General features: G+C 47.7%; 11 protein-coding genes. 3 read left to right on the plus strand and 8 right to left on the minus strand.

The annotated features are described in order from the left end of the window. Together VIM72_RS27490 and VIM72_RS27495 are read left to right on the plus strand one after the other, a co-directional pair. Positions 1-1298, plus strand: a 1298-nt coding sequence (locus VIM72_RS27490; protein WP_332006015.1) for a T9SS type A sorting domain-containing protein, incomplete at its 5' end; no start/stop codon positions are given. Positions 1299-1968: 670 nt separating this feature from the next. Next, on the plus strand, positions 1969-4179 hold the full coding sequence (locus VIM72_RS27495) for a DUF6055 domain-containing protein (protein WP_332006016.1): 2211 nt from the start codon (positions 1969-1971) through the stop codon (positions 4177-4179). 73 nt (positions 4180-4252) lie between these two features. On the opposite strand, the gene lpdA is transcribed toward VIM72_RS27495, so the two are convergent. From lpdA to VIM72_RS27530, 7 genes are all read right to left on the minus strand, one after another. Continuing rightward, positions 4253-5659 (minus strand): dihydrolipoyl dehydrogenase, encoded by a 1407-nt coding sequence (gene lpdA / locus VIM72_RS27500; protein ID WP_332006017.1) that lies wholly within the window; start codon positions 5657-5659, stop codon positions 4253-4255. Between the two features lie 156 nt (positions 5660-5815). Next, positions 5816-6475, minus strand: coding sequence for an outer membrane lipoprotein carrier protein LolA (locus VIM72_RS27505; protein WP_332006018.1), 660 nt, complete (start codon positions 6473-6475; stop codon positions 5816-5818). A gap of 132 nt (positions 6476-6607) precedes the next feature. Next, positions 6608-9244 (minus strand): DNA translocase FtsK, encoded by a 2637-nt coding sequence (locus tag VIM72_RS27510; RefSeq protein ID WP_332006019.1) that lies wholly within the window; start codon positions 9242-9244, stop codon positions 6608-6610. Positions 9245-9265: 21 nt separating this feature from the next. Beyond that, positions 9266-10690 carry an alpha/beta hydrolase family protein gene (locus VIM72_RS27515; protein WP_332006020.1) on the minus strand — a complete coding sequence of 475 codons (1425 nt, stop codon included), beginning with the start codon at positions 10688-10690 and terminating at the stop codon, positions 9266-9268. Between the two features lie 13 nt (positions 10691-10703). Further along, positions 10704-11096, minus strand: coding sequence for a DUF423 domain-containing protein (locus VIM72_RS27520; protein WP_142687573.1), 393 nt, complete (start codon positions 11094-11096; stop codon positions 10704-10706). Position 11097: 1 nt separating this feature from the next. Next, the gene (locus VIM72_RS27525) at positions 11098-11592 is read right to left on the minus strand and encodes a shikimate kinase (protein WP_332006021.1); all 495 of its coding nucleotides are present in this window, start codon (positions 11590-11592) and stop codon (positions 11098-11100) included. A 33-nt stretch (positions 11593-11625) separates the two neighbouring features. Beyond that, a complete protein-coding gene (locus VIM72_RS27530) occupies positions 11626-12246 on the minus strand; it encodes a 4'-phosphopantetheinyl transferase family protein (protein ID WP_332006022.1) in 621 nt (206 codons plus the stop codon). 124 nt (positions 12247-12370) lie between these two features. Between VIM72_RS27530 and dcd the strand changes: the two genes are divergently transcribed. Continuing rightward, entirely contained in the window at positions 12371-12907 is a 537-nt protein-coding gene (dcd, locus tag VIM72_RS27535) for a dCTP deaminase (protein WP_332006023.1), read from the plus strand. Positions 12908-12936: 29 nt separating this feature from the next. On the opposite strand, the gene VIM72_RS27540 is transcribed toward dcd, so the two are convergent. Next, positions 12937-13443: ATP-binding protein (locus VIM72_RS27540; protein ID WP_332006024.1), on the minus strand; the 507-nt coding region annotated here is incomplete at its 5' end.

Consider the following 13443-nt stretch of genomic DNA (forward strand, 5'->3'; position numbering starts at 1 on the left):
TTAAAGCGCTTATAAACGATCTTGATATCACCGCCACTACCTCCGATGGTAAATTATGGCAGCCCTGGATACTGAGCACCTATCCCTCCGCCGATTCCCTGCAGCTGCCCGCAACGCGTGGCAGGGACAGCATCAACAATACAGAACAGATCAACATTGAACGGCCTGCAGCAGGCAATATGCGGGTAAGCGTATCCGGTACCCGGGTAGCTGCTGGTGCGCAATCTTTTTATTTAGCCTATGAAATGATCCCTGCCAACACTTTCCAGTGGCAAAACCCTGCAACCGGTATTGTAACAACTGCCGGACAGCTACTGCCACTGCAATGGCAAACTACGTATAGGGGTAACAGTGATCTCTCCTACAGTACCGACAGCGGTCGTACCTGGCTGCCCGTTATGCAAAACATCGCAGTTGAAAACGGGCAATATAAATGGGTTGCGCCGGACATTTTCGGGCCGGTAATGCTGAAACTAACGTTAACGGATACCTCGTTTATCAGCCCTTCCTTTTATGTTTCACCATTACTCACCATGCGCGCAGGATTCAACTGTACTGACACGGTGCTGCTGTACTGGAACAGGCAACCAGGAGCCGCAGCTTACCAGTTGTACACCATGGGCAGTACGGAACTAAAACCCTACCAGCAGGTGCGCGACACATTTGTTTTTATTCCCAAAGCCACCGCTTCATCGTTATACTTTGCAGTAAGCCCCGTTGCTCCTGCCGGGTGGACCGGCCTTCGGAGCTATGCGGTTAACTATGCACAACAGGGCGTTGGCTGCTATGTACAAACCCTGCTGGCGGATCCTACCACCGACAATAAAGTGGCGTTGTCGCTTACGCTCGGAAGCACCTGGCAACTGCAAACGGTTTACTGGGAGCGGTTAACGCGGGAAGGTTGGTTAACGCTGGAACAACAGCCCGTTGGCAACGCTATGAACTTCAATTATCTCGATAACAGCGCCCCGGAAGGGTTGTTGCGTTATCGCGTAAAACTGCTCACCAACAGTGGACAGGTTATTTATGCGGATCCCGTAACTGTCACCATTATTGCAGATAATCATATCATGCTTTTCCCCAACCCCGTGAGCAGCCAGTTCACCGTTTTAGATGCCACCCTGCGCAGCCGCAAACTGATAATCACAGATATGAGCGGACGGATAGTATTGCAACGGAATCTTGAAGCGACCCAGGAAACAATAGAGGTGCAGCGCTTGCCAAATGGTATTTATAACTGTAGTATTTATGCAGATAATAAACGGATCTATTCCACACAAGTAGTAAAACAAAACTAATATACACTATTTGAAAACAGCGGTACAGTGTTTGGGATTTATAACCGGGTCGGCTCCGCAAAAGTGTAAAACAAGGCTGGTACGGGCCATTTCAGAGCGGAGATATAACGCCTGGTATTTATAACAGTGCTTTTATGCAGATATAAACAGATCTATCCCATGCAAATGGCGAACGGACCAGCACAGATCTTTTAAAATACCCCGGTTGTAAATAATTCCTGAACCAGATACTTCCCGGTCAAGCAGCGTATTCTCTTTAATTTAAACGTTACATGCCCTTCTTCTCTTATTTTCCCCGTGAGGTAAAATTTATCAATAACCAGTTATGATACCATGCAGCTCATCAGGGCAACCACCGAAGCAGGGGTAAAATTCATCAATAACCGGTTAAGATCTTAGCTGAAATAATAAATCTGTCTCTTTAACTTTAAATGTCAATAAGACAATTAAATCAGTAAAGCACTGATATAGTTATTCCACTGTAGTAATCCTTATAACAAACAAATAGTCAGGATCATCCACCGGTAAAAACGAATCAACAGCCTGTAATCTGTATAATCAGCGTAATCAGTGTCCCAAGACAAAATCCGCTTTGAAAGAAATTCCTGTACATCTACTTCAACTAAAAATTCTCCGGATCATACCATTTATTCATCCAAATCAATTATTTATGAAGAAAGCTCTATTTGTTTTTGCATTCCTGTTTACAACTACCCTGGTATCTGCACAGAAAACGGTATATATACCACCTGAATTCAGCACAGATCCTTATCTCTCTACCTGGTCTTACAGTCGCAGCTACCAGTCGGCCAACTTTGTAATGTTCTGGGGCACGGTAGTAGGCACCAATCCTGCCACTTACAGCGATCCAAACCTTGCTTTTAATCCACAGGCAGTATGTGATACCCTGGAAAAGATTTATACAAAATTTGTCACCGAAATTGGTTTTTGTTCGGATACTCCCACCAAAAACCTGGGGAAATACAAAATCATCATTGTAATGAACGATACCTGGGGCAGCGGAGGCCCCAGTGGCTGGGCATTCGGAGGAACCTATGGCAACACCATCGGCGCCATGTGGGTACATCCCAACGCTACCAGGGATGGCGGCGTAACCAGTCATGAGCTCACCCATAGCCTGCAGGGCATGATCGCCATCCAGGAGAACGCCAACTGCGGTTTCAATAATTATGAGCCTGCCGGTTTCTTCTGGGAAACACATGCGAATTTCATGCGTACACAAATGTATCCCCGCTTCGCCAACGATGATCTTCCCCGGTGGATGGCTACCAGCATGTTTCACTTCAGCTCCACCCGCCATCACTACGACGCGTTTAAGATGCTGTGGTATATGCAGCAAACAGATGGTATTACCATGGTAAACAGGCTGTGGAAAGAATCCATCCGTACCAGCAGTACCGCCGGCGAGCACCCGCTGATGACCTACCGGCGACTGAAAAGCTGGAGCCAGTCGCAGCTCAATAACTTTATGTACGATTATGCCAAACGGGAAGTAGCCTGCGATTACACTGTTAATAATTTTGGCGCTATTTATAAAGCGGAACGGGATCGCCTGAAAACACAGGAACCGCATTATATCTGGCGGTTGTATACCACCCTGCAGCAGGTCAGCGCAGCCACCGGCCGCTACAAAATAGACAACGCCAGCGCCCCGCAGGATTATGGTTACAATATCATTCCACTGTACACCACCTGCAGCGACCGGAACGTAACCGTAAAGTTCAAAGGACATACAGAAGTGAACAGCACCGCCGGATGGCGATACGGCTTTGTAGCTACCCTGGCCAATGGCAACATCTCCCGCTACAGTGCCACCGCATCGGCCGATGAAGGCGAGATCAGCTTCACTATGAACAGCAATGAAACCCAGCTTTACCTGGTGGTAATGGGTGCGCCTACTACGCATACTACTTATGTATGGGAACCCGGCTGGCCAAAGATCAAACGGTACCCATACGAAATTCGTATAGCCAACGCCGTGCCTGAGGGCTACCAAAGCACCTACCGGGCTGCTTACAAAACTAACGGCCATACCCATACGAATGGCGGCGGATGGGTAGCCAACAGCGCTACAGTGGCATCTACCGCTTATGTAGGCCCCAAAGCCATTGTACTGGGCAATTCCGTAGTAACCGGCACAGCGCAGATCACTGGTAATGCCTGGGTGGAAAATGCAACAGTCGGTAATACCGTTACCATCAGCGGCAATGCAAGCATTTATGGGGGTTCGTATACAGGCAGCGCTGTCATCACAGAAAACGCGGTGCTCACCAATTGTACGGTATCCGGCAGCGCTAATGTAAAGGGAGATGCATTGGAATGGGGCGTTACTTTCGGCAATGCCGTAGTAGTGGGTGGCGACGCAGAAATAGGCAGTTGCTCCACCAACGGTACTTATCTCCAGGTGCCGCATCCCAACAACGGTCGCGCTGATTGCGACGGCCAACCGGCAAGCCATACCTCCAATATTGATGTGAACAGCAGCTGGACGCAGTTCAGCGATGCGCAAATGGCCTGGAGCACTACTCCTACCTGCAATGGTACTATTACCCCTGCCGTTGCAGACACCGGCTTATTAACCAGCACCACATTAAAAACGGGTAACGGTGCCGGCATCCGGATTTATCCCAACCCTGTAAACAATGAGTTCACCATTACATTACAGGGGTTCCGGAGCAATACGAACGTACAGGTAGTGATCTATAATAACCAGGGCGCACCAGTACATCTGCGGGATATGCAGAAAAACAGGACTGCCACTTTAAGGGCGAAAGACTGGAGCACTGCCCCCGGGGTATATTATTTGCGCGCTAGCGGCAGCAATCAAACAGCCACACGGAAGCTCATTATTACAGATTAGGAGATACTATAAAGTAAAACAGCTGCTCCGGGTAAACCGGAACAGCTGTTGCTATACTTACAATCAGATAAAATTACAGGTGAATTGCTTCGCCGTAAGCTACTTCTATAGCGTCTTTTACAGATTCGCTCATAGTTGGGTGAGGGTGGATGGAATCCAGCACTTCCTGGTAAGTAGTTTCCAGTTTGCGCGCTACCACTGTTTCAGCAATGATCTCAGTAACGTTGGCGCCAATCATGTGGGTACCTAACCATTCGCCGTATTTAGCGTCGAAGATCACTTTTACAAAACCTTCAGTAGCACCGGCTGCAGAAGCTTTACCGGAAGCAGAGAACGGGAATTTACCCACTTTCACTTCGTAACCGGCTTCTTTTGCCGCTTTTTCAGTATAACCTACAGAAGCAATTTCAGGCGCGCAATAAGTACAGCCAGGAATGTTCATGTAGTCCAGTGGCTCTGGTTTATGCGCATATTTCTTTTCATTGTATGCAATGGCTTCCACGCAAACGATACCTTCTTTCGAAGCTACGTGTGCAAGCGCCTGACCTGGAACCATATCACCGATAGCGTAAACGCCCGGGATATTTGTCTGGTAATATTTATCTACCAGTACACGGCCTTTGTCAGTTTTGATACCCAGTGTTTCCAGGCCAATGTTTTCAATATTGGCAGCAATACCTACCGCGCTCAGTACCACATCTGCTTCCAGGGTGATTTCGCCGGTCTGGGTTTTTACTTTTGCCTTTACACCATTACCACTTTCTTCTACTGCTTCCACAGAAGAGTTGGTCATGATTTCGATGCCTTTCTTTTTGTATATTTTTTCCAGTTCTTTGGAGATATCTTCATCTTCCACCGGCACGATGCGTGGGAGGAACTCAACGATGGTCACTTTAGTGCCCAGGGTAGCATAGAAATAGGCAAACTCAACGCCGATAGCGCCGGAACCTACCACAATCATGGATTTAGGCTGCTGCGGAAGCACCATTGCTTCCCGGTAACCAATTACTTTCTTACCATCAATTTTCAGGTTAGGCAGTTCACGTGCACGTGCGCCCGTAGCCAGAATGATATGTTTTGCTTCGTGTACAGTGGCTTTACCGTCTTTATCGGTTACTTCCACCTGGCCTTTGGCTTTTACCTTTCCATTGCCCATTAACACGTCGATCTTATTTTTCTTCATGAGGAACTGAACGCCCCTGCTCATTTTATCGGCAACACCGCGACTACGTTTAATCACCGCTTCAAAATCCACCTTTGCATCACTTACAGTGATACCATAATCTTTTGAATGCTGCGTATATTCAAAAACCTGTGCCGTTTTTAACAAAGCCTTCGTTGGAATACAGCCCCAGTTTAAACAGATACCACCCAGACTCTCTCTTTCAACTACTGCAGTTTTAAATCCCAGCTGAGAAGCACGGATAGCAGCCACATATCCGCCGGGCCCACTACCAATTACGATTACGTCGTATGCCATATTGTTTAATTTTAAATTGAACTTGCCAAAGGTAAATAAATAAGCAGAAAGCACAAAGCCTATTGCAAAAAGCCACCGGAGCGGAAACAACGGCGGTATTTGTTGTATTTACCGCGGTTATCTGCGCTCCGGTGGCCTTTATACTGGATATCTTTACTAGCGGAGATCTACCACTTCCACGCCGGGATAATTCTTGGCATCGAAAGTAAAGGTAGCATCGCTCAGGTTGGTATTTGGTGTGAAATTGGTGATTTCGTAGGTATAATGATTACCGTTCTTCTCAAACACCTTCATTTTGGCAATGCTCTGGCTCTTTTTATCTACAGAAACAATCACTTTAAAAATGTTCTTGGATTTATCTGTAGGCGTAAGCTCTATATTCTGTAACACCTTTCCTTTTTCGGTGCTTTCAGGCTCCAGTTTGTACAGGTAATCCTTATCGTAAAAGTTGGTGAACAGTTTGGCCGGTGTCATGGCGCCGCTGCTCTGATCCACGTTATTCACGGTTACTTCATTCACATCTTTCGCGTATGTCCAGGAGGTTTTGTTATCGCTGATGATCTCCTGTCCGGGCAGCGTTACCTTATATTTGGCTCCCTTTAAATAAACAGTACCCTTCTTGGAATCAGATACACTGTTATTGGCGCCTTCTATCTTTAATACAAAATTAGCGACTACTGTTTTTAATGATTTGAATTTATTACTAACACCATCCAGAACGGTTTTTGCCTTTGGATCTGAAGCGCCCCTGGATTGTGCCATGCCGCTGAAAATAATACCACTCAACAACATTCCGGTTAATACAAATTTCTTCATCGTAGTTTTTTTTAGTTTGTGCTATCCAACAAAGACAAATGCCATGCCGGTATAGCCGTGTAGGTTTTTACAGGGTGCAAAATTGATCATATTTCCTGAAAAAGGGTAATAAATTCAGGCGGCTTTAACATATTATAACAAATTATTAAGGATTTCGTTCAGCTCGCTTTCTGTTTTTACCAGTACATCCCTTGCCTTGCTGCCCATATTGGGGCCTACTATGTTAGCGGCTTCCAGCTGATCCATGAGACGTCCGGCACGGTTATACCCCAGCTTCATCCTGCGTTGCAGCAGCGAGGTAGAGCCCTGCTGGGTGGACACGATCACCTGGGCGGCCTCTTCAAACAGCGGGTCCCTGTCTGCAATACTTAATTCACGGCCATCCGGGTCCTTATCATCCACGTACTCAGGCAGCAGGAAGGCATCAGGATACCCTTTCTGGTTGCCGATAAATTCAGCAACGCTTTCCACTTCCGGCGTATCCACAAAGGCGCATTGAAGTCGTACCAGCTCCCCGTTGAAAGAAACCAGCATATCCCCCTGTCCTATCAGCTGCTCAGCGCCGCCGATATCGAGGATAGTGCGGGAATCTATTTTGGAAGATACCTTAAAGGCTACACGGGCCGGGAAGTTGGCCTTGATGGTACCGGTAATAATGTTTACAGACGGGCGCTGCGTGGCAATGATCAGGTGGATACCCACAGCACGGGCCAACTGGGCCAAACGTGCAATTGGCATTTCCACTTCTTTACCAGCTGTCATGATCAGGTCCGCAAACTCATCCACCACCAGCACAATGAATGGCAGGTAGCGATGGCCTTTCAGCGGGTTCAAACGGCGCTGGGTAAATTTATTATTGTATTCACGGATGTTACGGGTGCCGGCTTCCTTGAGCAGGTCGTACCGCAGGTCCATTTCAATACAAAGCGCATTGAGCGTATGGATCACCTTCTTGGTATCGGTAATAATGGCATCGTCTTCGCCGGGTAATTTGGCCAGGAAGTGCTTCTCGATAAGCTTGTACAGCGACAGCTCCACTTTCTTTGGATCTACCAGTACAAACTTCAGCTGTGATGGATGCTTTTTGTACAGCAGTGATACCAACAAAGTGTTGATACCAACGGATTTACCCTGACCGGTAGCACCAGCCATCAGGAGGTGAGGCATTTTCGCCAGGTCGGCAATAAAGTTTTCGTTGTCGATCTTTTTGCCGATAGCAATAGGCAGGTCCATGGTGCTGGTCTGGAACTTTTCCGAAGCCAGCATATTTTTGAGAGATACGATGGTTTTCTTCACATTGGGCACCTCAATACCAATGGTACCTTTCCCCGGAATAGGCGCTATGATACGGATTCCCAGGGCCGACAGACTTAATGCGATATCGTCTTCCAGGTTTTTAATACGGGAGATACGAACACCCGCGGCCGGAACAATTTCGTACAGGGTAACGGTGGGCCCTACTGTGGCGCTGATCTTCTGGATGGAAATATCGTAGTTCTTCAGCGTATCAATGATCTGGTTCTTATTCTTTTCCAGTTCAGAAGTATCCTGTACAATTACTTTATCTGCATTATGATTCTCCAGCAGGTCCAGCGTAGGGAATTTATAATCCCTCAGGTCCAGCGACGGATCATAAGGATCCACAGGTTCTACTGGTCTTACCGGCGCTATTTCTTCCACTTCGTCCTCATCGTCCTGGTAAGTAGGCTTTATTTCGAAGGTCACTTCTGTTGGTTCGCCTTTCTTTTTACCTGTGGGGGCCAGTGGCTGCTCAGGTGTTTCTTCTATATACAGCAATGGTCCCGGGTCTTCTTCTTCCTCTTCTTCCTCCGCGGGCAAGTCATTTTCATAGGAAGGCTCCGGCGTTTCCTGGGGCAGGTAAGCAGCATGCGCGGAAGGGATCACGGTGATATCTTCCCTTTCCACCAGTTGCATAGGTGGCAGGTCGTCCACCTCTTCTTCTTCCGCATGGGGAGGGATCACCATTACGCCGCCTTCCTCGCGGAGGCCATTCCCGCGCGGGTCTTCTTTTGCAGCGGCGGGTGCAGGTGCGGCAGTAGCAGACTGCATAACAGGGGCTGCCGGCGCCGTTGCAGGAACGGGTTTTGGCGGCTTTACCTTTTTCTCCGGCCACTTAAAGTCGAAATTGAATTTCCAGATGAGCCAGGAGAGGCCTACTACGAGCAACAGCAGGGCGGTTCCTGTTTTACCGACAAAGCCGGTGGTCCATTTGTTCAGGGCATCGCCCAGGGCGCCGCCCCAGGGGAAATCGCCACCACCCAAGGCAAAGGCCATGGTCATACTGATAAACAATAACCCGAACAGGATATATTTTATGCTGCGCCAGATACGGAACACCCGGCGGCCTACAATGAAATTTACACCGATAATAAAAAAGAAGTAACAGAACAGGTAAGCGGCAATACCTACTCCATAAAAGAAGAAGTTATGCGACACATAAGCACCCAGGCGACCGAGCAGGTTATCTACTTTTACATCTCCAAAAAATAATTCCCTGGTAGAATAATGGAAGATTTTATCCTGGTCGTCTTCCCAGGTAAAAAGATAGGAAGTAAAAGCTATAAAACAGTAAACAGACAGTAAAAGAAAGAACACCCCCAATACCTTATGGGTGCGTTCATCTTTCACCAGCTCCTTTACCTTTACCTCTGGCTCCTTATCCTTCTTCAATACATCAGGATTCGCAGCAGGCGCTTTTGGTGTTTTTTTGCTTTCCGGTTTTTCGGTTTTCAGTTTATTCTTGGACATATTATAATTTCAAATTTGGGACTACCTGTCCTCCGACGGTGGCAACTGTAAGATCCAGTGCGCCATAAACGCGGGAACCAGGGGATCAATGGTTTGCTCCAGCTCTCCGTATTCGTTCACTTCACATGTTTTGCAGCGTTGAAACAAATGGTTTAATCCATCAAACTTACGGATTGTTGTGAGCAGATTACCATTTTCATTCAATGCGCGTTCAATTTCTTTCAGATTTGCGGTGGCATCCACCTGTATGTCTGCCGTGCCGTTGATCGCCATAAACGGACATTTGATCTGTTTCAGGTAGGTCAGCGGTTTGTATCTTAATAACGATATAGTTTCCGGTCTCATAACGGATGCCCGTACCAGTTCATCTTCGGTTTGTCCTTTCTTAACGTCTTCACTTGAATTACGGTATATATTCCGCAGAATTTCCTGTGCTTTGGGTGTGATAGCGGCAATATCACTGTCGCTGGCCAGCAGGTCCCAATACGGCTTCATGCGTAGCTGGTCTGCCAGGATCAGGCTATCTGACTTACCAGCCATCTTCCCTTTGGCGGCCGATTGCTGGTCTATCAGTTCGCGGCCGCTCACGCCCACACCTGCCATGGATATTACAAAAGCCACCGCCGGATTGTTTGCGGCCGTGATCTGCGCCACCACGGCGCCTTCGCTATGCCCCAATAAGCCAATACGCGCAGGGTCCACGTCCTTCCTTGTTTTCAGGTACTTCAACGCCGTGAGGGCATCATGCGAAAAATCATAAATATCAGATGTGTCAAAGTCCCCGGTAGAACCGGCAAAGCCCCTGTCGTCGTAGCGGAGAGAGGCAATACCATTCCGTGCAAAATAATCGGCCAGCACAAGGAACAGCTTATGACCGGCTATTTCCTCGTTCCGGTCCTGCGGGCCTGATCCGGACAACATCAGTACCACCGGGTATTTACCCTGTGCAGCCGGCCGGGTAAACGTTCCGGCGAGGGTAACACTGTCTTTTACATTATTGAACTTCACCTGTTCCGTGTAATACGGGAACGGGGGCCTGGGCTCCTGTGGCCTTTTATACATTTCGGCAGCGGTAATTTCTTTCCGGCCAAGGTCAGAATGACTTTGATCATCCACAAAGCCGGTAATACCCCTGAACTGATTTACGGCAGGATCCCATACCCCGGTAAAAGAAAACCGCAATGCATCGATACGCAGCAGCAGGGTGTCTTTCCGGTATACCACCGTTTCCAGCTCGAAGTAGTCGTTGTCCGACATTTCCGGCAACTGAAGGGTTCCTTTATAGCCTGCCCCATCTTTCTGCAGATCAATGATCATACGGTATTTATCGCCGTAATAAAGTTTGAAGGTGCCATACCATTTACCGGTAATATTCGTATTATCCTGTGCCATCGCCACTGAACCGGTCAGTAAAATCACTATCAACCACCAAAAACGGCTATACATATACGAGACTGCTTTATGCTTTTAATTTTAGAATCCCCGCCAGCAGGCAGATCCAGCCGGCTATAAAAAACACGCCGCCAATGGGCGTAATTATACCAATACCTCTCAAACCTACATTACCGGTAGCTTTCAGCATGGTGAGCAGGTACAGCGAGCCGGAAAACAGCAGGATCCCGATAATAAAACATCTGCCTGCCCACACCAGCTGGCTGCCGGGCACATGAGCAAATAAGATGCCGGTAGCAATTAATGCGAATACATGATAGAACTGGTAAGTAACGCCTGTCTGAAAAGTAGATACGGTTTCAGGAGGCACCAGCTCTTTCAGTTTATGCGCGCCAAATGCGCCTAAAACTACTGCCAATGCGCCTAATACCGCTGCCCAAACTAAAAAACTCTTATGCATACTAGAAATTTTGCGTAAAGGTATCCAATGAAATATTATCCGATGTAATTATATGCCTGGACTGCTGGTAGAAGGGCAGGCGCTCCGCCATCTTCTTTTCTACAAATCCTACCAGGTCTTCATCTTCCAGGTCGGCGATCAGCGGGCGTTTGGACTTTTTGCGTTGCAGGCGCTCCACCATCGTTTCCACGGAAGGATTGATCCATACAGTGGTACCATGTTCATTCATAAAATCCATGTTCTCCTGGAAGCAGGGCGTTCCGCCACCACAGGAAATAAGGAACTTGTCCTGTTTGGATAACTCCCGCAACAGCCGGCTTTCCTTCTCACGGAAATAATCTTCCCCTTTGGTAGCAAAGATATCGGCAATCGCCATTTCTTCCGCTTCTACAATCACCTCATCCAGGTCGTAATAAGGCAGTTGCCAGTGATCCGCCAGTTGCTTTCCCCAATAGGATTTTCCGGCACCCATAAAACCGAGTAAATAAATCTTCATAATTAACGCGACAGTGCTTAATAAAATCTTTCCTCACGCAGGATGAGTCCATGCCAGGCATAGGTCATTTTCCATAATATATTGCAAATATAACCGGGTATTTGTATCCTGTTTGTTAAAATCGGCAGTGATGAAACCGGCCTGCTGAAAAACAAAGGGATGCAGTTTCATATTCTCTTTAAAATCAACGCTTCCCCGGCCATACCATTTAAACATGGCTTCTTTGGCGCTCCAGCAGATCGTTTTGTGCGACAACTCGTTTGCAGGATTAATAAACGACCGTTCCGCCGGCGACAGGAACTTATGCGACACCAGTTCTATTTTAGGTTTCACCTCTTCAATATCGATGCCTACCGCTGCTTTGGTACTTACGATGGCAGCGGCATAATCGCCACAATGGGAAATGGAAAAGTGGTGGCTATCGCAGGCCAGTACCGGCTTACGGCTATTACTCACCATGATATCCTTAACGGGAAATTCCGGGAAAAGCGTTACCAGCAGGTATCTGCCTGCGAAATGCTGCAGGCGTTTATGCGGATGGTGAATAGCCCGGCTGATATTTACCTTCTCCTGGAAAAAGCTTTCCGTTTCTGTTATCTTCCATACACCCAGCTTCGTTTCCGGATCAATTTGTATCGTTCGTATTAATGGCATATCTTGCCAAATTAAAGCAAAAAAGCAGAAAAAACAGCTTTTGGCAGCAGGTCTTTAACTAAATGCCAACAGCTGAAAACAAAAAGCTAACAATACAGCTCACTAAAACTAAACGAACCTAAGCATGATTCTGTCAGACAAACGGATACTGGAGGAAATTGAAAAAGGCACTATCGTCATTGCTCCCTATGACCGGAAATACCTGGGTACCAATTCCTATGATGTACACCTGGGTAAATACCTGGCTACTTACAAAGACCGTGTGCTGGATGCGCGCAAACATAATGAAATTGATCATTTCGAAATCCCGGAGGAAGGGTATGTATTGCAACCCGGCACTCTCTATCTCGGTGTAACAGAAGAGTATACCGAAACGCATGCGCATGTTCCGTTCCTGGAAGGTAAGTCCAGCACAGGCCGCCTGGGTATCGATATTCACGCCACTGCCGGTAAGGGCGATGTAGGCTTCTGCAACACCTGGACCCTGGAAATTTCCTGCGCACAACCTGTACGCATATACGCAGGTATGCCGGTAGGCCAGCTGATCTACTTCGTGGTAGAAGGCGAAGTGGAAACTTTCTACAATAAAAAAGGAAACGCCAAATACAATGGCCGCACGGTAAAACCGGTGGAAAGCATGATGTGGCGGAATGAATTTTAATACAGGCAATAGTCAGCAGTAGCCAATGGCTAACTGCTGACTGCTATTTTCAGTTCGTGCGCTTCCGCATTGGTAGGCACTTCCAGCTTCCTGATCAACCGCTCCATCGCTGCCGCCGGCACTACTTCTTCCCGCTGCCGGTTTTGCTGCAACAACTTCGCCGCAGGCACTTCCACATATACAATAGTTACTGCCGCCCCATACGCTGTAAAAAGACTGATCAGCTGCTCCCTCATCTGCCGGGTGATATTCGTGGCATTCCACACAAAGGATTTTTTTTCCCGGAGATATATCCTGGCTTGTTCCTTCGCAGCCTGGATCACTATGCCATTGCCACTTTTATCAGTAGGACTTATTTTCATAGTTTGCCGGATATGATCCAGGGAGATGACCGGCAGTTGCTGATAGTGCCGCCGGATATAGGTATCCTTCCCTGCCCCCGGCAACCCGCTCATCAGGATCACCGGCGTTTGCGCCGTTTTAAAAGGCACGTAGTCCGGCGAACCTCCTGTTTTAAGCAGGTACTCCATGCGGGC

Origin of the sequence: Chitinophaga sp. (genome assembly GCF_036569185.1) — a bacterium.
GTDB lineage: Bacteria > Bacteroidota > Bacteroidia > Chitinophagales > Chitinophagaceae > Chitinophaga.